Annotated in this window: 23 protein-coding genes, 5 tRNA genes, 1 rRNA gene and 1 other RNA gene; 25 read left to right on the top strand and 5 right to left on the bottom strand. The window is 50.3% G+C overall.

Going from position 1 to position 26,329, the window contains the following annotated elements; genetic code table 11:
* The 8 genes from rrf to sspB form a co-directional block, all read left to right on the top strand.
* Positions 1-81: ribosomal RNA gene (gene rrf, locus CSW98_RS17940) — 5S ribosomal RNA — on the top strand; the annotation flags it as partial.
* Between the two features lie 520 nt (positions 82-601).
* Positions 602-677, top strand: a tRNA-Phe gene (locus tag CSW98_RS17365).
* Positions 678-732: 55 nt separating this feature from the next.
* Positions 733-808: transfer RNA gene (locus CSW98_RS17360), tRNA-Thr, on the top strand.
* A 21-nt stretch (positions 809-829) separates the two neighbouring features.
* Positions 830-905 (top strand) — tRNA-Asn (locus CSW98_RS17355).
* Positions 906-943: 38 nt separating this feature from the next.
* Positions 944-1,019, top strand: a tRNA-Thr gene (locus CSW98_RS17350).
* 20 nt (positions 1,020-1,039) lie between these two features.
* A tRNA-Asn gene (locus CSW98_RS17345) sits at positions 1,040-1,115 on the top strand.
* A gap of 205 nt (positions 1,116-1,320) precedes the next feature.
* On the top strand, positions 1,321-1,956 hold the full coding sequence (sspA, locus tag CSW98_RS17340) for a stringent starvation protein SspA (protein ID WP_100801736.1): 636 nt from the start codon (positions 1,321-1,323) through the stop codon (positions 1,954-1,956).
* The gene (sspB, locus tag CSW98_RS17335) at positions 1,956-2,432 is read left to right on the top strand and encodes a ClpXP protease specificity-enhancing factor (protein WP_100801735.1); all 477 of its coding nucleotides are present in this window, start codon (positions 1,956-1,958) and stop codon (positions 2,430-2,432) included. The genes sspA and sspB overlap by 1 nt, the downstream gene beginning before the upstream one ends.
* A 120-nt stretch (positions 2,433-2,552) precedes the next feature.
* On the opposite strand, the gene CSW98_RS17330 is transcribed toward sspB, so the two are convergent.
* Genes CSW98_RS17330 through CSW98_RS17315 form a run of 4 tightly spaced genes read right to left on the bottom strand, consistent with a single transcriptional unit; the run spans position 2,553 to position 6,134 of the window.
* Entirely contained in the window at positions 2,553-3,314 is a 762-nt protein-coding gene (locus tag CSW98_RS17330; protein ID WP_100801734.1) for a BON domain-containing protein, read from the bottom strand.
* A gap of 3 nt (positions 3,315-3,317) precedes the next feature.
* Positions 3,318-3,908 (bottom strand): phosphoheptose isomerase, encoded by a 591-nt coding sequence (locus CSW98_RS17325; RefSeq protein WP_100801733.1) that lies wholly within the window; start codon positions 3,906-3,908, stop codon positions 3,318-3,320.
* A 2-nt stretch (positions 3,909-3,910) separates the two neighbouring features.
* On the bottom strand, positions 3,911-4,276 hold the full coding sequence (locus CSW98_RS17320; protein ID WP_443083675.1) for a YraN family protein: 366 nt from the start codon (positions 4,274-4,276) through the stop codon (positions 3,911-3,913).
* Complete coding sequence (locus CSW98_RS17315; protein WP_100801731.1) at positions 4,266-6,134, bottom strand: penicillin-binding protein activator; 1,869 nt, start codon at positions 6,132-6,134, stop codon at positions 4,266-4,268. Before CSW98_RS17315 ends, CSW98_RS17320 begins: the two co-directional genes overlap by 11 nt.
* A gap of 63 nt (positions 6,135-6,197) precedes the next feature.
* Between CSW98_RS17315 and rsmI the strand changes: the two genes are divergently transcribed.
* The 16 genes from rsmI (at position 6,198) to lpxC (ending at position 24,470) form a co-directional block, all read left to right on the top strand.
* Entirely contained in the window at positions 6,198-7,061 is an 864-nt protein-coding gene (gene rsmI, locus CSW98_RS17310; protein ID WP_100801730.1) for a 16S rRNA (cytidine(1402)-2'-O)-methyltransferase, read from the top strand.
* A 48-nt stretch (positions 7,062-7,109) separates the two neighbouring features.
* Positions 7,110-7,516, top strand: an RNA gene (rnpB, locus tag CSW98_RS17305) — RNase P RNA component class A.
* 320 nt (positions 7,517-7,836) lie between these two features.
* Positions 7,837-8,784: a 16S rRNA (cytosine(1402)-N(4))-methyltransferase RsmH gene (rsmH, locus tag CSW98_RS17300; RefSeq protein ID WP_100801729.1), complete on the top strand. Its 948-nt coding sequence runs from the start codon at positions 7,837-7,839 to the stop codon at positions 8,782-8,784.
* Positions 8,785-8,818: 34 nt separating this feature from the next.
* Complete coding sequence (gene ftsL / locus CSW98_RS17295) at positions 8,819-9,136, top strand: cell division protein FtsL (protein WP_100801728.1); 318 nt, start codon at positions 8,819-8,821, stop codon at positions 9,134-9,136.
* The gene (locus tag CSW98_RS17290) at positions 9,133-10,878 is read left to right on the top strand and encodes a penicillin-binding transpeptidase domain-containing protein (protein WP_100801727.1); all 1,746 of its coding nucleotides are present in this window, start codon (positions 9,133-9,135) and stop codon (positions 10,876-10,878) included. Before ftsL ends, CSW98_RS17290 begins: the two co-directional genes overlap by 4 nt.
* Before the next feature lie 24 nt (positions 10,879-10,902).
* Positions 10,903-12,387, top strand: a complete 1,485-nt coding sequence (murE, locus tag CSW98_RS17285; RefSeq protein WP_100801726.1) for a UDP-N-acetylmuramoyl-L-alanyl-D-glutamate--2,6-diaminopimelate ligase — start codon at positions 10,903-10,905, stop codon at positions 12,385-12,387.
* Positions 12,384-13,745 carry a UDP-N-acetylmuramoyl-tripeptide--D-alanyl-D-alanine ligase gene (murF, locus tag CSW98_RS17280; protein WP_100801725.1) on the top strand — a complete coding sequence of 454 codons (1,362 nt, stop codon included), beginning with the start codon at positions 12,384-12,386 and terminating at the stop codon, positions 13,743-13,745. Before murE ends, murF begins: the two co-directional genes overlap by 4 nt.
* Positions 13,742-14,824: a phospho-N-acetylmuramoyl-pentapeptide-transferase gene (mraY, locus tag CSW98_RS17275; RefSeq protein WP_100801724.1), complete on the top strand. Its 1,083-nt coding sequence runs from the start codon at positions 13,742-13,744 to the stop codon at positions 14,822-14,824. Before murF ends, mraY begins: the two co-directional genes overlap by 4 nt.
* 1 nt (position 14,825) lies before the next feature.
* On the top strand, positions 14,826-16,142 hold the full coding sequence (murD, locus tag CSW98_RS17270) for a UDP-N-acetylmuramoyl-L-alanine--D-glutamate ligase (RefSeq protein ID WP_100801723.1): 1,317 nt from the start codon (positions 14,826-14,828) through the stop codon (positions 16,140-16,142).
* Between the two features lie 26 nt (positions 16,143-16,168).
* Positions 16,169-17,362 carry a cell division protein FtsW gene (gene ftsW, locus CSW98_RS17265; protein ID WP_443083674.1) on the top strand — a complete coding sequence of 398 codons (1,194 nt, stop codon included), beginning with the start codon at positions 16,169-16,171 and terminating at the stop codon, positions 17,360-17,362.
* The gene (gene murG / locus CSW98_RS17260; RefSeq protein WP_100801722.1) at positions 17,349-18,419 is read left to right on the top strand and encodes an undecaprenyldiphospho-muramoylpentapeptide beta-N-acetylglucosaminyltransferase; all 1,071 of its coding nucleotides are present in this window, start codon (positions 17,349-17,351) and stop codon (positions 18,417-18,419) included. The genes ftsW and murG overlap by 14 nt, the downstream gene beginning before the upstream one ends.
* Positions 18,420-18,422: 3 nt before the next feature.
* Positions 18,423-19,895 (top strand): UDP-N-acetylmuramate--L-alanine ligase, encoded by a 1,473-nt coding sequence (gene murC, locus CSW98_RS17255; protein WP_100801721.1) that lies wholly within the window; start codon positions 18,423-18,425, stop codon positions 19,893-19,895.
* A 269-nt stretch (positions 19,896-20,164) separates the two neighbouring features.
* Positions 20,165-20,944: a cell division protein FtsQ/DivIB gene (locus tag CSW98_RS17250; protein WP_232733551.1), complete on the top strand. Its 780-nt coding sequence runs from the start codon at positions 20,165-20,167 to the stop codon at positions 20,942-20,944.
* Entirely contained in the window at positions 20,937-22,205 is a 1,269-nt protein-coding gene (ftsA, locus tag CSW98_RS17245) for a cell division protein FtsA (protein ID WP_100801720.1), read from the top strand. Before CSW98_RS17250 ends, ftsA begins: the two co-directional genes overlap by 8 nt.
* Positions 22,206-22,235: 30 nt before the next feature.
* A complete protein-coding gene (ftsZ, locus tag CSW98_RS17240; protein ID WP_100801719.1) occupies positions 22,236-23,453 on the top strand; it encodes a cell division protein FtsZ in 1,218 nt (405 codons plus the stop codon).
* Between the two features lie 99 nt (positions 23,454-23,552).
* Positions 23,553-24,470, top strand: coding sequence for a UDP-3-O-acyl-N-acetylglucosamine deacetylase (gene lpxC, locus CSW98_RS17235; protein WP_100801718.1), 918 nt, complete (start codon positions 23,553-23,555; stop codon positions 24,468-24,470).
* Between the two features lie 234 nt (positions 24,471-24,704).
* Here the strand turns inward: lpxC and metK are convergent, their stop codons facing one another.
* A complete protein-coding gene (gene metK, locus CSW98_RS17230) occupies positions 24,705-25,856 on the bottom strand; it encodes a methionine adenosyltransferase (protein ID WP_100801717.1) in 1,152 nt (383 codons plus the stop codon).
* Positions 25,857-26,239: 383 nt separating this feature from the next.
* Here metK and CSW98_RS17935 point away from each other — a divergent pair.
* Positions 26,240-26,329: thiamine pyrophosphate-binding protein (locus tag CSW98_RS17935; RefSeq protein ID WP_157810343.1), on the top strand; the 90-nt coding region annotated here is incomplete at its 3' end.

Here is a 26,329-nt window from a genome sequence, read left to right as displayed (position 1 = left end):
CATGCCGAACTCAGAAGTGAAACGCAACAGCGCCGATGGTAGTGTGGGGTCTCCCCATGTGAGAGTAGGACATCGCCAGGCTTTACTTTCTTGTTTTCAGATTTTGACCTTTTTATTAAAGGGAAGTCTAAAAACAAAAAAACTTAAATGAAAACCTCAGCGCACATGCTGGGGTTTTTGTGTTTCTGCGCTTATAACTATTTTTCTGCGTTTATAACTATTTTCTGTACTTATAACTATCTTTCTATGTCACTCAGGCCAGGTCGATGGCTGCTTATGGCGCTTTGTTTGGTGCTGTTTCTTTTATTGAGTACAGTTTCCCCTCTTCAGCATTTTTCCCATTCAGAGCTATCTGAGCGGCTATCTTTCGTTTTTAAATGGGTCGCCTAGAATGGTGTTTATCGCGTCTCCAACGGCCAAATACGGGTGGTATTTAAGGGGGTTTAGTGTGGTTGTACGGGGGCTTATATACGCTATAGCTTGAACTTATCTGACCTAACAGGTCAAAAAACTCGTTTAAGTATAGAAAAGCACCAAACGCACGTTTTTTTGCAATTTTGTGTTGACCCGAAAGCGGAAAAAACGTTTAATACACCTCGTTGCCCGGATAGCTCAGTCGGTAGAGCAGAGGATTGAAAATCCTCGTGTCGGTGGTTCGATTCCGCCTCCGGGCACCATAATTTAACTTATCGGATGTTGTTTATTCTGGTGAGATAATGAAAAACAGAAAGAGCCGACTTAGCTCAGTAGGTAGAGCAACTGACTTGTAATCAGTAGGTCACCAGTTCGATTCCGGTAGTCGGCACCATTTTTCATTAAAACAATTTATTCCCCCTTAGTTCAGTCGGTAGAACGGCGGACTGTTAATCCGTATGTCGCAAGTTCAAGTCTTGCAGGGGGAGCCACTTTCCCATAGAGTGTTCCGACATTCTTTGGAAACGGAGCCGACTTAGCTCAGTAGGTAGAGCAACTGACTTGTAATCAGTAGGTCACCAGTTCGATTCCGGTAGTCGGCACCATTTTAGGTAAAACAATTTATTCCCCCTTAGTTCAGTCGGTAGAACGGCGGACTGTTAATCCGTATGTCGCAAGTTCAAGTCTTGCAGGGGGAGCCACTTTAAAGAAGCCCGCTCATAATCGAGCGGGCTTCTTGCATTTATCCCTTTGAAACATTCCTCTCTCTATGAAACATCCTTGTGCAGAATAAAGATCATTAGCGTGATGGCTGCAAAATATGCTACTATCCGGTGTTATTCTGCCTATGGTGAAATACTACTATTTCATCACTATTTTTAATTTGTAAGTGTACTGGAGGACTCAATGGCTGTTGCTGCCAATAAACGTTCTGTGATGACTCTATTCTCAAGCGCATCAGATATGTATAGTCATCAGGTTCGTATTGTTCTGGCTGAAAAAGGGGTCAGTGTTGAAGTTGAGTTAGTGGATGAAGCGAATCTTCCTGATGAACTGATCGAACTTAATCCATACAAGACAGTACCGACTCTGATTGACCGTGAACTTGCACTGTATGACTCCAAAATCATTATGGAGTATCTGGATGAGCGTTTTCCTCATCCGCCACTTATGCCAGTGTATCCGGTCGCTCGTGGTAGCAGCCGGTTGATGATGTACCGTGTCGAAACCAATTGGTATTCTCTGGCCAGAAAGATTTTGTCTGGTAATGCTGAGGAAGCTGAATCAGCCCGGCAGAGCTTGCGTATCGATTTGCTGACACTGGCACCTATCTTTGCTGAATACGAATACTTTATGAGTGAAGAATTTAGTCTGGTTGACTGTTATCTTGCTCCGCTTCTGTGGCGTCTTCCGTTGCTTGGTGTCGAACTGACAGGCCCGGGTTCGAAAGAGATTAAGGTATACATGAATCGTGTATTTGAGCGGGATTCATTCCTGGCGTCACTGACTGAAATTGAACGTGAGATGCGTCTGGTTCGTTAATGGATATTGAGAATATGACTCCTCGCCGGCCTTATATGCTGAGAGCTTTCTATGACTGGTTGGTGGACAATGATCTGACTCCTCATCTGGTGGTTGATGCTACCATGCGGGGAGTGCGTGTTCCGGTTGAATTTGTGCAGGACGGGCAGATTATTCTTAATCTGGCTCCGAGGGCTGTTGGTCATCTGGAAATGAGCAATGAGACAGTCACTTTTAATGCTCGTTTTGGCGGGCGGCCCCATTCTGTGATTGTCCCTATGTATGCTGTTCAGGCTATTTATGCGCGTGAAAATGGTGCAGGTACTATGTTTGAGCCTGAAGATGCTTATATGGATGCTTATGAAGAACCGGGTATTATCGCTGCTGATGAAGATATGTTTCTTGATGAACCGGCAGAAGATTTACAGCATGGTTTCTCTGAGGATGAGGCTCCAAGGCCGAAGAAAGGCAAACCAAGTCTTCGTGTCGTGAAGTAACCGTCTGTTATGAAGTGACAGGCTGTTATCTGTTACTCTTACAGCCAGAAAAAAGCAGCGGATTTCGCTGCTTTTTTATTGGTGGACAGTTATCTGGAGAGTCGTGACTGCTTGGATCAGTTAGTTGTTCTGTTCCTGATAGCTGTTCACTTCTACCGGTTCGATATAAGGGATAATTTCCGCGTTGCTGTCCGATGCAGCAGAAGCCTCATTACTTACCGCTGCTGAGGCACTGACGGCAGACAGCTTTGATACCGGAGCTGGAGTCGGAGCCGGTTCTTCCTCCTGTATCCGGGATTCATTCACGCCATAGCGGAAACCCTGAATGACTTTTTTCACGCCGGATATATTGCGGGTGATCTCAATGGCTATTTCAGCCTGTTCCCGGGTGACGACGCCTAACAGATAAACTTCTCCGGCTTCGGTATAGACTTTGATCTTTATTCCCCGCAGCTCTTTTTCCGTCAACAGGCGGGATTTCACTTTTGTGGTGATCCAGACATCATTACTGACTTCACTCATCGGCAGCAGCGGTCTGACTTGCATCTGGTTGTTTACCGATTTAACACCATCTATGTTCAGTACTTCTGCCGTTAAGGTATTTTTGACCTGTTGATCAATGGCCTGACCAAACAGCAGTACTTCTCCCTGATAGGCACTGGCGGTTACGCGGGCCTGCTCTGTAAAGGGGGCTTTGTTGCCCAGTCCGCTGACGTCCAGTTCTATTCTGTTATCAATAAGGATATCTCTGTTGGAACGGGGATCTATGATGACATTCGCGGTTGCGGTAGCCGCAGCGCCGGCAATAACCACACCACCGACACAACCGGATAAACTTAATGTTATGGCTGATATCAGTAGAATGTTCAGATAGTTTTTCATTGTTTACTCCTCATGAGAAGGGAACAGAACCTGATCGATCAGATCACACAAACAGTGTAGTGTGACCATATGGATTTCATGGATACGGGCTGTCCGCTGGGATGGAATACGGATTTCAACATCATTTTCACCCAAGAGGCCAGCCATTTCACCACCATCTTTACCTGTCAGGGCAATGATGGTCATATCTCGGGTTACTGCCGCTTCCATGGCTTTAATGATATTTTTGCTGTTACCGCTGGTTGACAGTGCCAGCAGAATATCGCCGGGCTGACCCAGAGCGCGAACCTGTTTAGAGAATATCTGATCATAGGCGTAATCATTGGCAACAGCAGTCAGCGTAGTGTTGTCTGCGGTCAGAGTCATGGCCGGCAGGCTTGGTCTTTCGGTTTCGAAATGGTTCAGCAGGCAGGATACGAACTGCTGTGCATTAGCAGCGGAGCCGCCATTGCCGCAGCAGAGTATCTTATTACCGTTCAGCAGTCTGCTGACCATGGCTTGTGCGGCGTGAGTAATGACATCGGGCAGGGAATCGGCTGCCACAATCAGGGTCTGAATACTCTCACTGAAGTTTTCTTTAATGCTGTCTTGCATGGTTATTCCTGAGTTATTGCATTTTTTATCCAGTCGATCTCTTCGCCTTGCTGATGAATAGCAACGACATCAAACCGGAAATCGGTTGTATAAGGTGAAAGACGTTTTTTTTCCAGCCAGAGATAAGCGGTTTTTATTAGTCTCCGGGTTTTTGGGTAGGTGACAAATTCGGCAGCGTGTCCGAAATCAGCCTGCTTTCTGTACTTAACTTCAACGAATACGATGACTTGCTGATCTTGCATGATCAGATCTATTTCACCACATTTGGCTGAAAAGTTTTGTTCCAGAAAAGTGAGTCCCCGGCGTTTAAGATACGTTTTTGCCAGAGCCTCATACTGATTTCCTATCGCTTTCCGGTTATAAAGCATCAAATTCCGCCCAGTTGATTTCCCGCTGGATCACACATTGGTCATCAAGGCTGAGTATGCCGGTTTTGCCCTGAACCCGATAGTCCGGTGCCACTTTCATCTGTGGCAGTTCGTTAATTAACTGGTAGGCATCCATACCCAGCGCCATAAGGCGTTTTTCATCATTACTCTGGTTCGGCCACAGTTCATCCAGATGATGGTTTAGTCCGGAGTCGCTGCCTGTCAGCATTGGGATATCACTGAATATGACCCCGGAAAGGTCTTCAAACTGACGTTTTCCTCCAGAGTTACTGCGTGAATTAGCAAATAACTTGGGTGGTTTCGCATCCGGGTTCACGGCGACTTCGATAAATGGCTTGATCAACGTCAGATCGGCGCTACTGGCAGCAATATAAACTGAATCGATATCTCTGCGGCTGCGAGCCTGACTTTCAAGCTCCGTTCCAAGCAGGTTTTCCATTTGTGCAATGCGTGCCTGACTGTCCTGCAGACCGAAGACGCTGTTTACATTCTGTTGCAGTTGTTCGCGGCTGCCGAAATAACTGACAGCGGCAGGCGTGCGGCTGTACTTTTTCCATTCGCTTTGAAACGCGGTGGCAATGCGCTCGCCGTAACTGCCCTGAGGAACAAAAATCAGTGGATACTGAAATCCTTCAGAGAACAGGTGCCGGGCTCCCTGTGCGATTTCCTGTTCGGGTGATAAGGTCAGATAACAGAAGTCTGAACCGGCGTCCGGCTGTTCCGGAAAGTTCAGTGCCAGCATCGGAATGCGCTGCTCATTTTCCCCCTGCAGTGTCTGCAGACGCTCAATGTTGTCTTTAATCAGCGGGCCAACAATAAAGTCGATGCCTTTTTCTTTCAGCTCCTGATAGATGTCATCCATAGTCCGGGCATGGGTATCGATCACAGTCAGAATAGCGTCTTCCTCCCGATCACTATCATCCAGCATGCTCAGCAAAAACCCGCTCCGGACCAGTTCGGCCTGTTTGGCATATTTTCCGGTTAGGGGCAGCAATAAGGCGGTGCTGCTTGGCTGAACGATTTCCAGATCAAGTATGTCCCGGATCTCTGCCGGGATATACCTTGCAGCCAGATGCTGAGGGTTTTCCTGCAACCATTTTTCCAGCGTATTTTTCAGTTGCAGTACGTTTCCGCTCATGGTCTTCATATATACAGCGAGCTGTAACCAGCGGCTCAGTTCTGGTTCCTGCTCTTCGGCAGAAAGCGAGCTGATCTCATACTGCGAATAGTGAGAAAGGTTCTGCCACACCTGAACGGCCACTTGTTCCTGTTCTTCGTCGCTTAGAAATGAAGCCAGCTGTAGCCATTCGCGACTGACATTCACATAGTCATTTAGCTGGCTCAGCATCTCAATGCGCAGAGTATGGAAATCCTGCCACTGCTGATCGGGTAGCTTCCACCAGTGCTGAAAATGCAACTGGGTAAGGGCTTCTTTTGTCTGTCCTTCCGCAAACAGCAGTTCTGCCCGGGCAAGTTGCCATTCTGCCTGCTGAGTATCACTCAGATTCTGCTGAGCCAGACGCTTGATCAGCAGAGCGGCCTGACGTGAGTTATTCTGTTTCAGATCCGCTTTCAGAGCCATGATCAGCCAGTCGGACTGAAGGCTGCCCTGCATGGTATCCGCTTTCATCAGATAGGCCTGTGCTGACAGCGTCGGTTCTGATGTGATATCCACCTGTTCCGGCTCTGGTGGTTTGGATGAACAGGCCGCCAGAGTGATTGCCAGCGCGATAGGCGTCAGCAGACGTGATATACTGCCTGTTTTACTGGCAGTCTGACCTTCCCGGCCAAACTGCGGATAATGAGTTCGCTTGTGCTTGATTCTGATTCTAGCCATGAGTTCTTAATCAACTATGTGTAAACTTGTCTCTATATTAATCGTTGAAGTGATGGTAAACAAATGACAGATAACAAAACCTTCCCGTCAGAGATCCCAACTCTCTACATTGTGCCTACTCCGATAGGAAATTTAGGCGATATCACTCAACGTGCTCTGGATATTTTATCGACTGTTGATGTTATTGCAGCAGAAGATACAAGGCATACCGGGAAATTATTATCACACTTTAATATTCAGACAAAAACCTTTGCCCTGCATGATCATAATGAACAGCAAAAAGCTCAGGTTCTGGTTGACCGGTTACTACAGGGGCAGCGTATTGCCCTGGTTTCCGATGCCGGTACGCCGCTTATCAGCGATCCAGGATACCATCTGGTCAATCAGTGTCGTCAGGCGGGTGTCAAAGTTGTTCCGCTTCCGGGAGCCTGTGCCTTTGTCACGGCGCTCAGTGCATCTGGTCTGCCTTCGGATCGTTTCAGCTTTGAAGGTTTCCTTCCGGCCAAAAGCAAAGGTCGCCGGGATAAATTTGCTGAGATTGAAAAAGCAGAACGCACCTGTATTTTCTACGAGTCTCCACATCGTATCATAGATTCACTACAGGATATGCTTGCCGTACTGGGACCGGAGCGGGAAGTGGTACTGGCTCGGGAACTGACCAAAACCTTTGAAACCATTCAGGGGATGCCGTTGGGTGAGCTGATTGACTGGATTAACGAAGATGATAACCGTAAGAAAGGTGAAATGGTGCTGCTGATCCATGGTTATCGAGAGAGTGAAAGTGAAGCCTTTTCACCGGAAGCCATACGTCTGCTGACCCTGCTTGTAAAAGAGTTACCACTGAAAAAAGCCGCTGCGGTTGTCGCTGAAATGTACAATCTGAAGAAAAATGCGCTGTATAAATGGGGGCTGGAGAATCCGCAATAACGGAATCTTAGTTGCTCCTTGGTGGATGTTCCTATACAATCCGCCACCGGAACTGACCGGGTAGTCGCTGCTTCGTTGATGTCCCTTCTTTCTTCGGATTGGGGGAGACTGACGGAGGGGAGGAAAGTCCGGGCTCCACAGAGCAGGGTGCCAGGTAACGCCTGGGGGGCGAGAGCCTACGACAAGTGCAGCAGAGAGAAGACCGCCGATGGCCCGATTTCTTCGGAACGGGCACAGGTAAGGGTGAAAGGGTGCGGTAAGAGCGCACCGTGCGGCTGGCAACAGTCCGTAGCAGGGTAAACTCCACCCGGAGCAAGACCAAATAGGCCCTCACACAGCGTGGCTCGCGTTAGGGGGCGGGTAGGTTGCTTGAGCCAGTGAGCGATTGCTGGCCTAGACGAATGGCTACCACCGCGTTAGCGGTACAGAACCCGGCTTACAGGTCAGTTCCCCTTATCTGTATATACAATGGCCTCGTAGTAATACGAGGCCATTGTGTTTTTCTCTTCTGAAGAATATTTTCCTGTCTCAATATTGCCGGTTCTAGGGCAGAAGTTTGTTGTGTTATACTCGGCGCTGATTATTTTACCCACTGCACACCGGGTGCAGTGGTTTTTTGTTTTTTAAACCGGTCAGCGGAAGGAAAATAGTGGAACCCCTGTCACTATTGACAGAGAATTTACCGGGCAGACAAGCAATGCTCTGGTATCCCACGGACAAATCCAATAGGCTAACTGGTTAACTGAGCCCCCTTTTTGGGATATGAGCACACATCATGACTGAATCTTTTCAACATATCTCTGTTCTTCTGAACGAATCAATCGATGGTCTGGCGATCAAACCGGACGGTATCTATATCGACGGAACATTCGGCAGAGGTGGTCACAGCCGCAAGATTCTTTCTCATCTGGGGGAAAACGGCCGTTTGTATAGCATCGACCGGGATCCGACGGCCATTGCCGAAGCCAGAAAAATTGATGATCCGCGCTTTACCATTATTCATGGCCCGTTTTCCGGTATCGCTGAATATGCACAAGAGCAGGGTATTGCCGGAAAGGTTGACGGCGTATTGCTGGATCTCGGTGTGTCGTCTCCGCAACTGGACGATGCTGAACGCGGCTTCAGTTTTATGAAAGATGGCCCGCTGGACATGCGCATGGATCCGACTTCCGGTGTGTCTGCGGCAGACTGGCTGCAGGAAGCAGATATCGATGATATCACCTGGGTATTGCGTGAGTTTGGTGAAGAACGTTTTGCCCGCAGGATTGCCCGCGCCATTATCGAACACCGTGAGGATGAAGAAAAAGAACCACTGACCCGAACCAGCCAACTGGCAAAACTGATCGCGGATGTATCGCCATCCCGAGAGAAGAAAAAGCATCCGGCGACCAGAAGTTTTCAGGCCATCCGCATCTATATCAACAGTGAGCTGGAAGAGATCGATACGGCGCTGCAGGGGGCTCTGAAGATACTGGCACCGCAGGGGCGTCTGTCGGTCATCAGCTTCCATTCGCTGGAAGACCGGATGGTCAAACGCTTTATGCGCAAAGAGAGTAAGGGGCCGGAAGTCCCGCACGGTATTCCGCTGACGGAAGAACAGATCAAAGCACTGGGCAGTGCGGCACTGAAAACGGTCGGAAAAGCGATTAAACCTTCCAAGGCCGAAGTGGATGTGAACAGCCGCTCCAGAAGTTCAGTGCTGCGGGTTGCAGAGAAACTGTAATCCCTCTCCGGTAAGCTTGAGTAGTTAAACGATCATGACAGCCCAAAAGCCCAACCTGGCCAAAATTATTCTGCTGGATATTCTGTCGGCGGGACGATGGCCGTTGTTGATTTTGGTGCTGATCTTTACAACCGCAATGGCGGTTGTGATGGTTACGCATAGCACCCGTCAGGTGATCACTGCCAAAGATGCGGCACTGGCTGAACGTGAACGTCTGGATGAAGAGTGGCGTAACCTGCTTCTGGAAGAGAATGCACTGGCCGAGCATAATCGGGTACAGAAAATGGCCGTAAAGGAGCTGGAGATGAAGCGTCCGGATCCGGATAAAGAAGTGGTGATTTCACTGAAATGAGCACCAGAACCCCAAGCAAAGCCGGAAAGAAAACGGCGGACAAAAAAACAGCCAATAAGCGTGTTCAGCCGGAAGAAGGGTACACCCTGATCCGCTGGCGCTTTTACGTCATACTTTTCTTCGTATTCTCTGCTTTTATTATTCTGACCGGGCGGCTTGCTTATATTCAGATCATCAAACCGGATAACCTGATCCGGCAGGGCGATATGCGTTCTGTCCGGGTGAAATCTCTGCCGTCTGCACGGGGGATTATTTCTGACCGGCATGATGAACCTCTGGCTGTCAGTGTACCGGTTCAGGCCGTCTGGGCGGACCCGGTTGCGATATTCAAAGACGGCGGTCTGGAGGAAAAAGAACGCTGGTATGCGCTGGCCGATGTGTTAGGTCTGGAACGGAAAGCCTTGCTGGAAAGGATCCGTGATAATCGTCAGCGCCGGTTTATCTATCTGCAGCGTCAGGTCAGTCCGGCGATGGCCAATTATATCCGCGAGCTGAAACTGACCGGCATCGGTCTGAATAATGAATCTCGCCGCTACTACCCTTCTGGCGAAGTCAGTGCACACGTCATCGGGGTGACCGGTATCGACGGTCACGGTCTGGAAGGGGTAGAAAGCCGTTACGACTCCTGGCTGTCCGGGGAAGCGGGCAAAAGAACGATCCGTAAAGACCGGTATGGCCGGGTGGTGGAGAATATTTCACTGGAAGAGCGTGAGCCGGGTAAGTCGCTGCAACTGACGATTGATCAGCGCCTGCAGGCGATTGCCTACCGGGCGATCAAGCAGGCTGTCGCTGATTATCGGGCAACGTCGGGTTCGATCGTGATTATTGATGTCGAAAGTGGCGAAGTGCTGGCCATGGTCAACGCACCTTCCTATAACCCGAATAACCGTGAAGATCTGCAAAGTTTCCGTATGCGCAACCGTACGATTACCGATGCCATGGAGCCGGGTTCAACCATGAAACCGTTTGTGGTGTTGGCGGCACTGGAAAATGGTATTGCTGATAAAGATACCGTGATTGATACTGGCAACGGTATTATGCAGATCGGCGGCAGCCGGGTGCGGGATTCCTCCCGGATCGGAAAAGCTGACCTGACCACCATTATTAAGAAGTCCAGTAATATCGGCGTGGCCAAGCTGGCGCTGGATATGCCGCTGGAAGCCCTGCTGGGCATGTACAACTCTGTCGGACTGGGTTCTCTGAGCGGGGTCAACCTGCTGGGCGAGACGATGGGGCTATTCCCGGATCGTCGCCGCTGGTCACCGTTTGAGATAGCAACACTGGCCTTCGGATATGGTATTTCCGTGACCCCAATCCAGCTGGCACATGCCTACGCCACACTCGGCAGTTATGGGTTGTACCGTCCGCTGCATATCATCAAAGATAATGAACAGCTGAAATCCACACAGGTGGTGAGCCAGAACAATGCCCGCAGCGTGCTGAATATGATGGAAACCGTAACCCAGAAAGGCGGTACGGCCACCAGTGCAGCGGTTGCCGGCTACCGGGTTGCAGCCAAAACCGGCACCTCTCGTAAGGCAACAGCCGGAGGATACAGTGACGAATATGTGGCGCTGGTGGCCGGGATTGCGCCAGTCAGCCAGCCTAAGGTTGCCATGGTGGTGGTGGTTAATGAACCGCAGGGGGATGACTACTACGGCGGTAAAGTGGCCGGGCCGGTATTCTCCGAGGTGATGAAAGCAACACTGCAACTGCTTAATGTTGCTCCGGATGCACAATAAAACAAACATACAATGAGGATGCATATGGCACAGTCAGAAGGCTTGATTTCACTCTTGTCTCCATGGGTGATCCTGGATGACGAGCGACTGACACAGATTCAGGTTCATGCGCTGGAACTGGACAGCCGTAAGGTTTTACCCGGCACAACATTTGTCGCGGTTATCGGCCATGCCATTGACGGACGCTCTTTTATTCCTAAAGCGATAGAGAACGGAGCCAATGCCGTGATTGCTGAGGCCTGTGCGCAACACCCGCATGCCTCGGTTGAATATAATATGGCGATCCCGGTGATCTATGTTCAGGATCTGAACCGGCATCTTTCACAGCTGTCTGGTCGTCTGTACCGGCACTCATCCCGTCTGATTGGCGTGACCGGCACCAACGGTAAAACCACCATTACTCAACTGATGGCACAATGGATCGGACTGTTGGGAAAACGTGCCGCGGTGATGGGAACCACAGGCAACGGTTTTTTACCGGCTCTGCAACCGGCAGCAAATACCACCGGCAGTGCAGTCGATATTCAGCGAACCCTGAGTGAGTTATCGCAGCAGGGAGCGGAGTATACCGCTCTGGAAGTCTCTTCCCACGGTCTGGTTCAGGGGCGGGTGCGGGCACTGGATTTTGCAGCCGGAGTCTTTACCAACCTGAGCCGGGATCATCTCGATTACCACGGCACCATGGAAGAATATGCACGGGCGAAACTGTCACTGTTTAAGCAACACCAGTGCCGGGAGGCCATTATTAACGCCGATGACCCGGTTGGTGCACAGTGGCTGAATGACCTGCCGGACGGTGTGGCGGTTTCCATCACGGCACCACAGACCCATGTCCGTTCACTCTGGGCGCAGCAGGTCAGTTATTTTGATACCGGGATACGTATTATGCTGGACGGTTACTGGGGAGCAGGTGAACTGAATGCACCACTGATTGGCGCTTTTAATGCCTCTAATGTGATGCTGGCGCTGGCAACTTTATTATCACTGGGGTTTGACAAAGCCGCGCTGCTGGCCTGCGCGGATGAATTGCAACCGGTCATCGGCCGCATGGAGCTGTTTCAGAGCGCAGATAAAGCCAAAATGGTTGTCGATTATGCCCACACCCCGGATGCGCTGGAAAAAGCCCTGTCTGCTCTGCGGGTACACTGCGAAGGTCAGTTATGGGTGATCTGCGGCTGTGGCGGCGACCGGGATACCGGCAAACGGCCTATGATGGCGGCTGTGGCGGAACAACTGGCTGACCGGGTTATCCTGTCTGATGATAATCCGCGCAGCGAAGATCCGGCGCTGATTGTGCAGGATATGCTGGCCGGAATGCAGCATCCGCAAGCGGCGATAGTGGAACATAACCGCTTTAATGCAGCCCGTATTGCCGTCGAGAACGCAGATAAAAACGATGTGATCCTGCTGGCCGGTAAAGGACATGAGGAATACCAGATCATCTGCGGCGAGACGATTCATTATTCCGACCGGGAATCCGCGATGACGATTTTAGGACTTAAAGCATGATAAGTACGTCACTGATGCAGATGAGTCAGATACTGCAGGCCACACTGATCGGCGCTGATTGCCCGGTTAACAGTGTGTGTACCGATACGCGGACGATAGAGCCCGGAGCTCTGTTTGTCGCCCTGAAAGGGGAACGTTTCGATGCCCACGACTTCTGCCAGCAGGCAAAAGAACAGGGGGCTGGTGCACTGCTGGTCGAAAGAAAACTGGAGGTGGCCTTGCCTCAGTTGGTGGTTAAGGATACCCGTATCGCACTCGGGCAACTGGCGGCGTTTGTGCATAAAGCCTGTGCGCTTAAAACACTGGCAATCACCGGCAGCTGCGGTAAGACTACGGTTAAAGAAATGACGGCAGCCATCCTCGGTCAGAAAGGCAAGGTGCTGTATACCGCCGGGAATTTTAACAATGATATCGGTGTTCCGCTGACCCTGCTACGCTGTCAGCCGGAGCATGATTACGCTGTGATTGAGCTGGGAGCGAATCATCCGGGGGAAATCGCCTACACCACGGCACTGGTGCAGCCGGAGATTGCTCTGGTCAATAATGTTGCGGCGGCGCATCTGGAAGGCTTTGGTTCTCTGGATGGTGTGAAAAATGCTAAAGGTGAGATCTATCAGGGATTGCCGGAACAGGGCACTGCCATTATCAATCTGGACAGTCATGGTGAAGCGCTGTGGCAGGACGTTTTACAGAATAAGCAGGTTGTCACCTTCTCAATGCAGGATCCGCAGGCGGATTATTTCGCTTCTGATATTGGCCTGAATAGCGCCGGTTACGCTGCATTTCTTCTGCATACCCCGCAAGGTGAGAGCCGGGTACAGTTGAATATTCCGGGTAAGCACAATGTATCCAATGCCGCTGCTGCCGCTGCTTTAGCCGCTAATGCGGGGGCGACGCTGGCCGAAATCGCCGCAGGACTGTCTCTGGCATCTGGCGTCAAGGGGCGGGGAGAGGTGATCGCTCTGACAGATTCTGTTCGTCTGATTGATGACAGTTATAACGCCAGTGTTCCGGCCATGAAGGCTGCGATTGATTTACTGGCCACTTATTCAGGGGTTAAATGGTTAATTTTGGGTTATATGGCCGAGTTAGGGGAGGAAAGTCTTGAACTTCACCGGCAACTCGGGGAATATGCTGCCCCATTCACATTTGATTACGTACTCACTTATGGGGATGATACCCGAGTGATTAGCGAACTCTGCCACGGACACCATTTTGCTGACCACAGCTCGCTTATTGAGTTTATCGGCCAGCAACTCGCGCTCCGGGCAGATCAGAAACACACTCTGTTAGTAAAAGGGGCCAACAGTGCCCGTATGAGTAACATTGCCGCTGCTTTGAAGGAGAAGCATCAATGATCATCTGGCTCGCTGAGCTGTTACAGCCATATTTTTCATTTTTCCGTCTGTTTGAGTATCTGTCTTTCCGTGCCATCGTCAGTATTCTGACCGCTCTGGGCTGTTCTTTATGGATGGGACCCCGTTTAATTGAACGCCTGCAGTTGCTGCAAATCGGGCAGGTCGTACGTAATGACGGCCCTGAATCGCATTTCAGCAAACGCGGAACTCCGACCATGGGCGGAGTAATGATCCTGGGGGCGATTTTTATTACCACGCTGCTCTGGGCCGATTTGACCAACCCGTATGTCTGGACTGTTCTGGCGGTACTGGGCGGGTACGGCGCGGTCGGGTTTGTGGATGATTACCGCAAGGTCGTGCGCAAAGATACTGCGGGCCTGATTGCCCGCTGGAAATATTTCTGGCAGTCGGCGATTGCGCTGTTGGTGGCTTTCGGCCTGTATGCCTATGGTAAAGACACTGAAGTGACCCTGCTGGTGGTGCCTTTCTTCAAAGAGATCATGCCGCAGTTGGGGCTGTTTTACATCCTGCTGACCTACTTTGTGATTGTCGGTACCAGTAATGCTGTGAACCTGACCGATGGCCTGGACGGTCTGGCAATTATGCCGACGGTACTGGTCTCCGGTGCTTTTGCCTTTATTGCCTGGGCAACGGGCAACGTCCATTTCTCCGAATACCTGAATATCCCGTATATCCCGTATACCAGTGAGCTGGTGATTGTCTGTACCGCTATCGTCGGTGCCGGGCTGGGCTTTTTATGGTTTAACACCTATCCGGCTCAGGTGTTTATGGGGGATGTAGGCTCTCTGGCTCTGGGTGGTGCACTGGGTACGATCGCCGTACTGGTGCGTCAGGAATTTATTCTATTTATTATGGGCGGGGTTTTCGTCATGGAAACCGTGTCGGTTATTCTGCAGGTCGGCTCTTTTAAACTGCGTGGTCAGCGGGTGTTCCGCATGGCACCGATTCATCACCATTATGAGCTGAAAGGCTGGCCGGAACCGCGTGTTATCGTTCGTTTCTGGATTATCTCTATTGTGCTGGTACTGATTGGACTGGCGACTCTCAAGGTGCGTTAAGATGCAACGCTGGAAGAATATCAACAAGGTGGTTGTGGCAGGGCTCGGTATTACCGGGCTCTCCGTCGTTCATTATCTGCAGCATTTACCCCTGCCGCTTTCTATCCGGGTGATCGACACCAGAGAACATCCGCCGGGACAGGATAAACTGGATCCGGCGGTTGAGCTGCATACCGGCGGCTGGAACATGGACTGGTTGCTGGATGCCGATCTGCTGGTGGTCAATCCGGGGATTCCGCTTGCAACGCCGGAGATCCAGCAGGTCATAGAACAGGGTATTCCGGTCGTCGGAGATATCGAGCTGTTTGCCTGGGCTGCCGATGCTCCGGTGATTGCGATTACCGGCTCCAACGGCAAAAGCACGGTTACCGATCTGACGGGCGTACTGGCGAATGCTGCCGGAGTCAAAACGGCTATCGGAGGAAATATCGGTGTTCCGGCGCTGGATCTGCTGCGCGAACCGGCGGAGCTGTATGTGTTGGAGCTATCCAGTTTCCAGTTGGAAACCACATCCAGCCTGCATACCGTTGCCTGTGCTTTTCTTAACTTGTCGGAAGACCATATGGATCGCTATCGGGGGATGCAGGATTACCGGGAAGCCAAGCTGCGTATCTTCGATAATGCCCGTAATATCGTTGTTAACCGGGATGATAAAGCGACCTATCCTGACCAGTCGGAAGCCAATCTGGTGAGTTTTGGCTATGACAGCGAATCGTTCGGACTGGTGGAGCAGCAGGGGCGTTTGTGGCTGGCGGATGAAGGGCATCCTGTCGTGGCGGCAGATGAACTGGCGCTGGTCGGTAAACACAATATAGCCAACGTACTGACGGTGCTGGCACTGCTGACATGTGCCGGTGTGGATTACCGTCCTGCGCTGGACACGTTAAAAGGCTATACCGGTTTGAGTCATCGTTGCCAGTTGGTGGCTGAAAAGCGTGGGGTGAAGTGGGTTAACGATTCCAAAGCGACCAATGTGGCCAGTACGCTGGCCGCATTATCCGGACTGGATTGTGCGGGAACCCTGCATCTGCTAGTTGGTGGTGTGGGTAAGGGTGCAGATTTTTCTGAGCTGGCACCTGCGCTGGCGGCACTGAATGTTCGGCTTTACTGCTATGGTCGCGACGGCGATCAGTTTATATCCCTGCATCCCTCTGCCAGCCGCTGGGAAGGCGTGGCGGACATTATTGCCGCCATTGCCCCGCAGTTACAAAGCGGTGATATGGTCATGCTGTCTCCAGCCTGTGCGAGCTTTGACCAGTATCAGAACTTTATGGCGCGCGGCGATGCTTTTGCCGCACTGGCTCAGCAGTACGCCTGAGCAACGGGAAGTGTAACGTGTCGATAGTGAGCAGAATAACGAACCATTTCAGTTACCGGAACCGGGCCGCGGTTCCGCCGGTGCTGTATGACCGTCAGCTGGTCTGGATCGCGCTGGGACTGATGCTGACGGGGCTGGTGATGGTCACCTCGGCCTCTTTTCCTATCAGCCTGCGTCTGACTGGACAGCCATTCCACTTTATGCTCAAACATGCGGCACTGCTGGGGCTTTCTCTGTTTGTTTCATCCTGTGTGGTACAGATCCAGCTGAAAACCTGGATGCGTTACAGTACCCATCTTCTGGCGTTATCCCTGCTGCTGCTGATCGTCGTGCTGGTGGCTGGAAAATCGGTAAACGGCGCTTCCCGCTGGATCCCGCTGGGGGTGTTTAACCTGCAACCGGCAGAGATCGCCAAATTCTCCCTGTTTATTTTTATGGCCGGTTATCTGGTACGTAAGCAGGAAGAAGTCAGACAGACCTTCTTCGGCGGTTTTATGAAGCCCATTATCGTTTTTGGCTGTCTGGCGACGCTTCTGCTCGGACAACCGGATTTAGGGACCGTTATCGTGATGCTGGTCACTATGTTCGGCATGTTGTTTGTTGCCGGAGCAAAACTCTGGCAGTTTCTGGCTCTTATGATGGTTGGGGTCGCTGGAGTCGCCTTGCTGATCCTGATTGAGCCATACCGTATGCGTCGGATGACTTCATTCTGGGATCCGTGGGAAGACCCGTTTGGCAGCGGTTATCAGTTGACCCAGTCGCTGATGGCGTTTGGCCGTGGTGAATGGTTTGGTCAGGGGCTGGGCAACTCGGTTCAGAAATTGGAGTATCTGCCGGAGGCGCATACGGACTTTGTGTTTGCCGTGATCGCTGAAGAGCTGGGATTTATCGGGGTGACCCTGATCCTGATGCTGATTTTTGCACTGGTGATTAAAGCTATATTTATCGGCAAGCGTGCGTTTGAATCGGGTGAACAGTTCGGTGGCTACCTTGGATTTGGTATCGGTATCTGGTTTGCTTTCCAGTCGATGGTCAATGTCGGTGCTGCAGCCGGTATCGTACCGACCAAAGGTCTGACGCTGCCGTTGATCAGTTATGGTGGCTCCAGTCTGATTATTATGGCTACGGCTGTTTCCGTATTATTAAGAATTGATCATGAATGCCGCCTCAAAGGCTGCGGTATATCGGTAAACGAACAGAATGAAGATGAAAAAGAATAAACGCCTGTTGGTGATGGCCGGTGGTACTGGTGGGCATGTATTTCCGGGATTGGCCGTCGCCAGACAACTGCAGCAGCAGGGCTGGGAAATCCGCTGGCTGGGTACCGCTGACCGGATGGAAGCCGAACTGGTGCCAAAGCACGGTATAGAAATCGATTTTATCCGGGTCAAAGGGCTGCGTGGTCAGGGCGTAGTGAAACTGATTCAGGCTCCTTTTCAGATCCTGCAGGCCATCATGCAGGCTCGTCGGCATATCAAACGCTGGCAGCCGGATGTGGTGCTCGGTATGGGCGGCTATGTCAGCGGCCCCGGCGGTGTGGCAGCCTGGCTTTCTGGTATTCCTGTTGTTCTGCATGAGCAAAATGCGGTTGCGGGGCTGACCAATCAGTGGTTGTCCAGAATTGCCCGAAAGGTATTTCAGGCTTTCCCCGGTGCCTTTCCCGCAGCACAGGTGGTTGGTAACCCGGTGCGGGAAGATGTTTGTGCCCTTTTGGCTCCGGAGCAGAGGCTGACCGGGCGGGACGGGGATATCCGTATCCTTGTTATGGGAGGCAGTCAGGGTGCCCGAATTTTAAATACCACTTTGCCTCAGGTCATGGCAAAGCTGGGGAAAGGCTATACGATTCGCCATCAGGCCGGAAAAAATAACCGCGACAGCGTGGAAGCCGATTATCGTGCTGCCGGAGTGACCGCCTGTGAGGTGACGGAATTTATCGATGATGTTGCTGCCGCATACGCCTGGGCCGATCTGCTGGTGTGTCGTTCGGGCGCACTGACGGTATCGGAAGTCTCTTCTGCCGGTGTCGGCGCAATTTTTATTCCTTTTATGCATAAGGATCGGCAGCAGGCACTGAATGCGGATCACCTGGTCGCATGCGGAGCAGCAAAAATGCTGGAACAGCCGGATCTGACGGCAGACAGCCTGACACAGATGATCGCATCAACAGACCGAAATGAATTAATAACAATGGCCGTGAAAGCCCGTCAGGCCGCGATGCCGGATGCTGACAAGGTTGTCGCACAGGCCATTGTTGAGCTAGTAAGCAGTGAGAAGTAGCGAATGACAGTAAAACACACACAGGATCTATCCCAGATCAGAGCCATGATACCGGAAATGCGCCGGGTGAAGTCGATCCACTTTGTCGGTATCGGCGGTGCAGGAATGAGCGGTATTGCGGAAGTTCTGCTGAACGAAGGCTATGAGATCACCGGTTCGGATCTGGCGGAAAATGCGGTGACCGAACGTTTGAGCAGCAAAGGTGCCCGGATCTTTTTCGGCCATGAGGCTGCTAACGTGGACAACGCCAGTGTGGTGGTGGTATCCACAGCGATTAAAGCCGATAACCCTGAGCTGCTGGCGGCGAAAACGAGGCGTATTCCTGTGGTGCGCCGGGCAGAAATGCTGGCTGAACTGATGCGCTTCCGGCACGGAATTGCCGTAGCGGGAACGCACGGAAAAACGACCACAACGGCTCTGGTCACTCAGATCTATTCTGAGGCAGGATTGGATCCGACCTTTGTGAACGGTGGACTGGTAAAAAGTGCCGGAACCAATGCCCGTCTGGGATCCAGCCGGATCCTGATTGCCGAAGCGGATGAAAGTGATGCGTCATTCCTGCATCTGCAGCCGATGGTGAGTATTGTCACTAATATCGAAGCGGACCATATGGATACCTACGGCGGCAACTTTGATACCCTGAAGCAGACCTTTGTCGATTTTCTGCATAATTTGCCTTTTTATGGTCAGGCTATCGTCTGCATCGATGATCCTGTAGTACGGGAACTGATCCCGCGCATAAGCCGTCAGGTGATCACCTATGGTTTCTCTGACGATGCGGATGTCCGTATCGAAAACTACCGTCAGGAAGGTCAGCAGGGCAAGTTTACTGTGATACGCAAAGGCGGCCATCAGAAACTGGATATTACCCTGAATATTCCTGGACGGCACAATGCCCTGAATGCCTCAGCAGCTATTGCTGTAGCAACGGAAGACGACATTAATGACGACGCAATCCTGAAGGCGATGCTGGGTACTCAGGGAACCGGACGCCGTTTTGAGCATCTGGGACAGTTTGAGACCGGCAATGGTTCGGCGATGCTGGTGGATGATTACGGACACCACCCGAGTGAAGTGGATGTCACCATTCAGGCGGCTCGTTCTGGCTGGGAAGAGAAACGTCTGGTGATGATCTTCCAGCCGCACCGCTACAGCCGTACCCGTGATCTGTACGATGATTTTGCCAACGTACTGGAAAAGGTCGATGTACTCATTATGCTGGACGTTTATGCTGCGGGAGAAAAGCCGATTGCTGGTGCCGACGGTCGTTCTCTGTGCCGTACGATCCGCAGCAGAGGAAAGATCGACCCTATTTTTGTACCGGATAAGCAGACATTACCAGCAGTTTTAGCCAATATTCTTCAAGATGGTGACTTAGTGCTGACACAAGGCGCGGGAGATGTAGGTAAAGTGGCGCGACAACTGGCAGAGATGCAACTGAATATAGAGACCATGTCCCGAAGTACGGAGCGGTAATCGGAATAAAATAAAAAAATATCCGGCTCTGACAGGGGGCAGGATTTCTGCCCGGAATAAAAAAACGGGCAGAATATCCATTTTTGATCCCATCGTGATCAATTATATTCACCTAAAGCTGGATCGTTTTCTTATGCTCAGTATAATTCTTAGGTTATACCCTGAATTATACTTGTTTAATATTGAGCAAATATAATTAGATTGTTATCACTTAATAATTCGGTTTATTGGTGAGCAAGTGACCGAATGGTTAGATATATAGAGTGCAGTTGGTTATAGGAAACAGTGCAGCAGGCTTTGGCTGGCTAGGAAAGGCGGCAAGGAAACACGCATCCGGTGTTGTGTTTTTATTGGCGGTATTTATTGCTGTCGGATGCGCACTTTATTTCACAATAAGCTGGATGTTTGATGAACAGCGTATGCCCTTATCCAAAATGGTATTGCAGGGCAAACTGGAATATATTCAGACACAGGATGTACAGCAGGCTTTAAGTCATATGCATCACATCGGTACATTTATGTCTCAGGACGTAAATGAACTTCAGCAAATCATAACTGCTCTCCCCTGGGTAGCTCAGGCTTCTATCCGCAAACAGTGGCCTGATACTATCAAAATTTATTTAACAGAGCATCGCGTGGCCGCTATCTGGAACGGCTATGCTCTGTTAAATGAAAATGGTGACGTGTTTGAACCGGATCTTTCTGATTTAAAGGAAGAAAAAGTGAAATTATATGGTCCGGAAGGCCGCAGCCATGAGGTGTTGCAGACCTGGGAAAAGATAGCTCCGCTTTTTCATCCGCTGGGGTTAACCATGACGTCGCTGGTACTGAATGATCGTCTGGCCTGGCAGATCATTCTGGATAACGGGATCCGGCTTGAGCTCGGTAAAGAATCACTGGAAGAACGGGTCAACCGGTTTATTACCCTTTATTCCCGGTTAGGTAAACAAACGGAACAGGTCAGTTATATTGATCTCAGATATGATACAGGAGCCGCTGTCGGCTGGTTTCCTGAACAGGATTTAGCACAAGAGAATACAGATGACTAAGACCGCAGATGACAACATAATTGTTGGTCTTGATATAGGCACTGCAAGTGTATCGGCGCTAGTCGGTGAAGTGTTGCCCGACGGCCAGATTAATATTATCGGAGCCGGAACAAGCCCGTCCCGCGGGATGGATAAAGGCGGTGTGAATGATCTTGAATCCGTCGTAAAATCTGTACAGCGGGCCGTTGATCAGGCTGAACTGATGGCTGAATGCAAGATCAGCAATGTCTATCTTTCGATTTCAGGTAAACACATTGCCAGCCGTATTGAAAAAGGCATGGGAACTATATCGGACGAAGAGGTCTCTCAGGATGATATGGATCGTGCTATTCACACGGCAAAATCGATCAAGATAGGTGAAGAGCAGCGCATTTTACATGTTATCCCTCAGGAGTTCACGATTGACTATCAGGAAGGGATAAAAAATCCGCTGGGTCTGTCCGGTGTACGAATGGAAGTGAGCGTTCACCTGATTTCCTGCCACAATGATATGGCAAGAAACATTATTAAAGCGGTCGAACGCTGCGGACTGAAAGTAGAACAACTGGTCTTTTCCGGTTTGGCGGCCAGTAATGCCGTGATAACCGAAGACGAAAGAGAACTTGGGGTCTGTGTTGTTGACATCGGTGCTGGTACAATGGATGTATCCATCTGGACCGGTGGTGCGCTCAGGCATACGGAAGTCTTTTCCTATGCCGGCAACTCGGTCACCAGTGATATTGCTTTTGCATTTGGGACTCCGGTCGGGGATGCAGAAGAGATAAAAGTTAAATATGGCTGTGCTCTCAGTGAGTTAGTCAGTAAAGACGATACGGTTAACGTTCCGAGTGTCGGTGGCCGGCCGTCAAGAACCTTGAAGCGGCAGGAACTTTCTGGTGTGATTGAGGCTCGTTATGCTGAATTGATGGGTTTTATTAACCAGTCCATTAACTCAGTATTAATAAAATTACGTGAAGATGGTATAAAACATCATCATCTTGCTGCTGGAGTAGTCCTTACTGGAGGTGCTGCTCAGATTGAAGGATTGGTTGAATGTGCCGAACGTGTGTTCGGGGCAAACCGAGTTAGGATTGGTAAGCCGCTGGAAGTCAGCGGATTAACTGATTATGTAAAAGAGCCGTATCATTCTACGGCCGTTGGCTTACTTCATTACGCAAAAGACAGTCATATTGATGACGACAATGAACCTGTGGCACAGAAGCCGTCTTCGTTCACTGGAATTTTAAGTAAAATGCGTAACTGGATACAAAAAGAGTTTTAACCTGAGAAGCAGGAAAAGCGGAGATAACACATGTTTGAACCGATGGTGGAAGATATGCTTGACGATGCAGTAATCAAAGTCGTTGGCGTTGGTGGCGGCGGCGGTAACGCTGTAGAACATATGGTGCGGGAATCCATCGAAGGTGTGGAATTCATCAGCGTCAATACGGATGCTCAGGCTTTGCGTAAGTCGAGTGTTAATACGGCTATCCAGATTGGCGGTGACATCACTAAAGGCCTTGGTGCTGGTGCTAACCCTCAAGTCGGACGTGATGCAGCTCTCGAAGATCGCGAAAAGATTAAAGAAGTCCTGAGCGGTGCCGATATGGTGTTTATAGCGGCCGGTATGGGCGGTGGTACAGGAACAGGTGCTGCGCCGGTGATTGCTGAAGTCGCTAAAGAGCTGGATATTCTGACAGTAGCGGTTGTGACCAAGCCATTCGGTTTTGAAGGTAAAAAACGTCTGGCCTTTGCGGAGCAAGGTATTAGTGAATTGTCGAAACATGTTGATTCACTGATCACTATCCCGAATGAAAAGCTGCTGAAAGTATTGGGTCGCGGTGTGACTCTGCTGGAAGCATTCGCTAGTGCGAACGATGTACTGAAAAATGCGGTTCAGGGTATTGCCGAACTGATCACTCGTCCGGGTATGATCAACGTCGACTTTGCTGACGTACGTACAGTGATGTCGGAAATGGGTCATGCCATGATGGGCAGCGGTGTTGCCAGAGGTGAAGACCGGGCCGAAGAAGCGGCAGAAACAGCCATTTCCAGTCCGTTGCTGGAAGATATCGATCTGGCGGGTGCCCGTGGTGTTCTGGTGAACATTACTGCTGGTCTGGATATGCGTCTGGATGAATTTGAAACGGTAGGTAATACGGTTAAAGCGTTCGCATCGGATAATGCTACTGTGGTTATCGGTACGTCTCTGGATCCGGATATGTCGGATGAAATCCGCGTAACGGTGGTAGCGACAGGTATCGGTAATGAAAAGAAACCAGAAATTACACTGGTTTCCGGTGCAGCAACGGCCAAACCGAAAGTTGCCGCACCTCAGCCCGTTGCCGCAAAAGTAGAAGAGAAACCGGCACAGCCTTTGCATAAAAATACAGAGGCGGAAACACAGCCGGTTGCAGCGAATAATACTGCGCGTAGCGCGGGTAATTCGGCACAGAACGTGGCAACCAAAGCTGAAAAGGAAAGCGGCTACCTGGATATACCGGCATTTTTACGTCGTCAGGCTGACTGAGTTAGTTGATAGCTTTGACAGCTATCAAAGTCATGGTAGAATTCGCCGCCGGTTTTATAACCGGTCGTGGTATGTAGCACTTATATTTGAGGCAAGCAGATGATCAGACAACGTACGCTGAAAGAAATCGTGAAGACGACCGGGGTTGGTTTACACTCCGGGCGTAAGGTTACGCTGACTCTGCGGCCTGCAGCTGCGAATACGGGGATTATCTACCGTCGTACTGACTTAGAGCCAGCTGTCGATTTTCCGGCGGATGCTAATTCCGTTCGCGACACTATGCTGTGCACGGCGCTGGTTAATGATGAAGGTGTGCGGATCTCGACAGTCGAACACCTGAATGCGGCTTTATCCGGTATGGGTATCGACAACATTATTGTTGAGGTTGATGCGCCGGAAATTCCGATTATGGATGGCAGTGCCAGTCCTTTTGTCTTCCTGCTGCAGTCTGCCGGTATTCAGACACTGAATGCACCGAAGCGTTTTATCCGTATTAAGAAACCGGTGCGTGTGGAAGATGGGGATAAGTGGGCCGAGCTGGTTCCTTATAACGGTTTTCGTATGGACTTCTCCATCGAGTTCAGTCATCCGGCGATCGATACGGACGAGCAGCATATGCTGTTTGATTTCTCATCCAGTGCCTTTGTTAAAGATATCTCCCGTGCCCGTACTTTCGGATTTATGCGTGATATCGAATATCTTCAGTCACAAAATCTGTGTCTGGGAGGCAGTTTCGATTGTGCTATCGTGCTGGATGAATATCGTATTCTTAACGAAGAAGGGCTGCGATTCCAGAATGAGTTTGTGACACACAAAGTACTGGATGCGATTGGTGACCTGTATATGTGTGGCTATTCAATTATCGGTGAACTGCGGGCATTTAAAACCGGTCATGCTCTGAATAATCAGCTGCTTCGGGCGGTGCTGGCCGATCAGGAAGCATGGGAATGGGCAACCTTTGAAGAAGCCGTAGGCTCTCCCGTTGCCTTTGCGGCACCCAATAGCGTTCTTGCCTGATTAGCACCGTATATCAATATCAATCAGTCTTCAGAAAACCGGATCTTAGCATCCGGTTTTTTTATGCTTTCGCTTTGTTTTTTATGCAGTTACTTTAGCGGAGGTCAGGCATATTTCTCATCCAATACATAATGGAAGAGACAGAAGATAATGGAAAAACAGCGCATAATGCAGGATAAATAAAAACCCTCGCAAAGCGAGGGTTTTGGATAATGTTATCGGGAAAAGCGAAACTTACAGACCGGCAAAATCCCGGATTTCATCCGCTTTATCGGTTTTTTCCCAAGGGAACTCTTCACGGCCGAAGTGGCCATAAGCTGCCGTTTTCTTATAGATAGGCTGAAGCAGATCCAGCATCTCCTGCAGACCATACGGACGCAGGTCGAAGAATTTACGTACCGCTTTGATAATAATATCGTGAGAAACTTTTTCCGTACCGAACGTTTCCACCATGATAGAGGTCGGATCGGCCACACCAATAGCATAAGAAAGCTGGATTTCACAACGGTCGGCCAGACCAGCAGCCACCAGGTTTTTCGCGACATAGCGTGCCGCATAAGCCGCTGAACGATCCACTTTGGATGGATCTTTACCAGAGAAAGCCCCACCACCGTGACGAGCCGCACCGCCGTAGGTATCCACGATGATCTTACGACCGGTCAGACCGCAGTCACCCATAGGGCCACCGATAACAAAACGGCCGGTCGGGTTGATAAAGTATTTGGTCTCTTGGGTCAGCCATTCAGCAGGAAGAACCGGTTTGATGATCTCTTCCATCACGGCTTCACGCAGATCCGGAGTAGAAATAGAGTCACAGTGCTGAGTAGACAGAACGACAGCATCGATACCAACGATTTTGCCTTCATCATACTGGAAGGTTACCTGAGATTTCGCATCCGGACGCAGCCATGGCAGCGTGCCGTTCTTACGTACTTTCGCCTGTCTTTCCATCAGACGGTGGGCGTAAGTGATCGGTGCTGGCATCAGAACGTCGGTTTCGTTGGTTGCGTAGCCAAACATGATGCCCTGATCACCGGCTCCCTGCTCTTTCGGGTCGGTTTTATCCACACCCTGATTGATATCCGGAGATTGCTTACCAATGGTGTTCAGTATGGCGCAGGAATTAGCATCGAAGCCCATGTCTGAATGCACATAACCGATGTCACGAACGGTTTGACGGGTCAGTTCTTCGATATCGACCCATGCACTGGTTGTGATCTCACCACCCACCATGACCATACCGGTTTTTACATAGGTTTCGCAGGCAACGCGAGCTTTCTTATCTTGCTCCAGAATCGCATCAAGAACCGCATCAGAAATCTGATCGGCGATTTTATCCGGATGTCCTTCTGATACGGATTCAGAAGTAAACAGGTGCTTAGCCATGGCAAACAGCTCCACTATTTTAAAGTAATAAAGACGCTGGATTCGTTATTCACCGGGGCATTATTTACCAGAGGCTACTCTCGAAAGCGAGCGTCTTTTATAAAAGAACATATATTGTAGGTGTTTCTACATCTAGACGTCTATTTTAGTTTGCAAGTGGTGAATTACAAGTTTTTTTTTGATTTGACGCAAGGCAAACGGTTGCTGCTTAAAAAAGAAACGGGACAAAATCCATTAAAACTGTAAGTAAACGTTTGCAGTCTAAAAGACCGTCTGAGAGAATACGGGCTCTTTAGATGGCAGATGCTGAGCCCTCTGTGTTCTGCCATTCGTACTCTTTATTCCACATTAGTCAATTTAACCTTTAAATACCGGTAACCACTATGGAACGCAAACAACTAGCCAACGCAATTCGTGCTCTTAGTATGGATGGTGTACAACAAGCCAACTCAGGCCACCCGGGTGCACCAATG

This window comes from Vibrio sp. HA2012, assembly GCF_002812955.1.
In the GTDB taxonomy this organism is placed as follows: Bacteria; Pseudomonadota; Gammaproteobacteria; order Enterobacterales; family Vibrionaceae; genus Vibrio.
Note: the sequence above shows the minus strand (reverse complement) of the source record. Positions and strands in the feature narration are given on the sequence as shown.

Coding starts and splice junctions, on each gene's coding strand:
- sspA (WP_100801736.1), top strand. CDS start 1,321: ATGGCTGTTGCTGCCAATAAACGTTCTGTGATGACTCTATTCTCAAGC.
- sspB (WP_100801735.1), top strand. CDS start 1,956: ATGGATATTGAGAATATGACTCCTCGCCGGCCTTATATGCTGAGAGCT.
- CSW98_RS17330 (WP_100801734.1), bottom strand. CDS start 3,314: ATGAAAAACTATCTGAACATTCTACTGATATCAGCCATAACATTAAGT.
- CSW98_RS17325 (WP_100801733.1), bottom strand. CDS start 3,908: ATGCAAGACAGCATTAAAGAAAACTTCAGTGAGAGTATTCAGACCCTG.
- CSW98_RS17320 (WP_443083675.1), bottom strand. CDS start 4,276: ATGCTTTATAACCGGAAAGCGATAGGAAATCAGTATGAGGCTCTGGCA.
- CSW98_RS17315 (WP_100801731.1), bottom strand. CDS start 6,134: ATGGCTAGAATCAGAATCAAGCACAAGCGAACTCATTATCCGCAGTTT.
- rsmI (WP_100801730.1), top strand. CDS start 6,198: ATGACAGATAACAAAACCTTCCCGTCAGAGATCCCAACTCTCTACATT.
- rsmH (WP_100801729.1), top strand. CDS start 7,837: ATGACTGAATCTTTTCAACATATCTCTGTTCTTCTGAACGAATCAATC.
- ftsL (WP_100801728.1), top strand. CDS start 8,819: ATGACAGCCCAAAAGCCCAACCTGGCCAAAATTATTCTGCTGGATATT.
- CSW98_RS17290 (WP_100801727.1), top strand. CDS start 9,133: ATGAGCACCAGAACCCCAAGCAAAGCCGGAAAGAAAACGGCGGACAAA.
- murE (WP_100801726.1), top strand. CDS start 10,903: ATGGCACAGTCAGAAGGCTTGATTTCACTCTTGTCTCCATGGGTGATC.
- murF (WP_100801725.1), top strand. CDS start 12,384: ATGATAAGTACGTCACTGATGCAGATGAGTCAGATACTGCAGGCCACA.
- mraY (WP_100801724.1), top strand. CDS start 13,742: ATGATCATCTGGCTCGCTGAGCTGTTACAGCCATATTTTTCATTTTTC.
- murD (WP_100801723.1), top strand. CDS start 14,826: ATGCAACGCTGGAAGAATATCAACAAGGTGGTTGTGGCAGGGCTCGGT.
- murG (WP_100801722.1), top strand. CDS start 17,349: ATGAAAAAGAATAAACGCCTGTTGGTGATGGCCGGTGGTACTGGTGGG.
- murC (WP_100801721.1), top strand. CDS start 18,423: ATGACAGTAAAACACACACAGGATCTATCCCAGATCAGAGCCATGATA.
- ftsA (WP_100801720.1), top strand. CDS start 20,937: ATGACTAAGACCGCAGATGACAACATAATTGTTGGTCTTGATATAGGC.
- ftsZ (WP_100801719.1), top strand. CDS start 22,236: ATGTTTGAACCGATGGTGGAAGATATGCTTGACGATGCAGTAATCAAA.
- lpxC (WP_100801718.1), top strand. CDS start 23,553: ATGATCAGACAACGTACGCTGAAAGAAATCGTGAAGACGACCGGGGTT.
- metK (WP_100801717.1), bottom strand. CDS start 25,856: ATGGCTAAGCACCTGTTTACTTCTGAATCCGTATCAGAAGGACATCCG.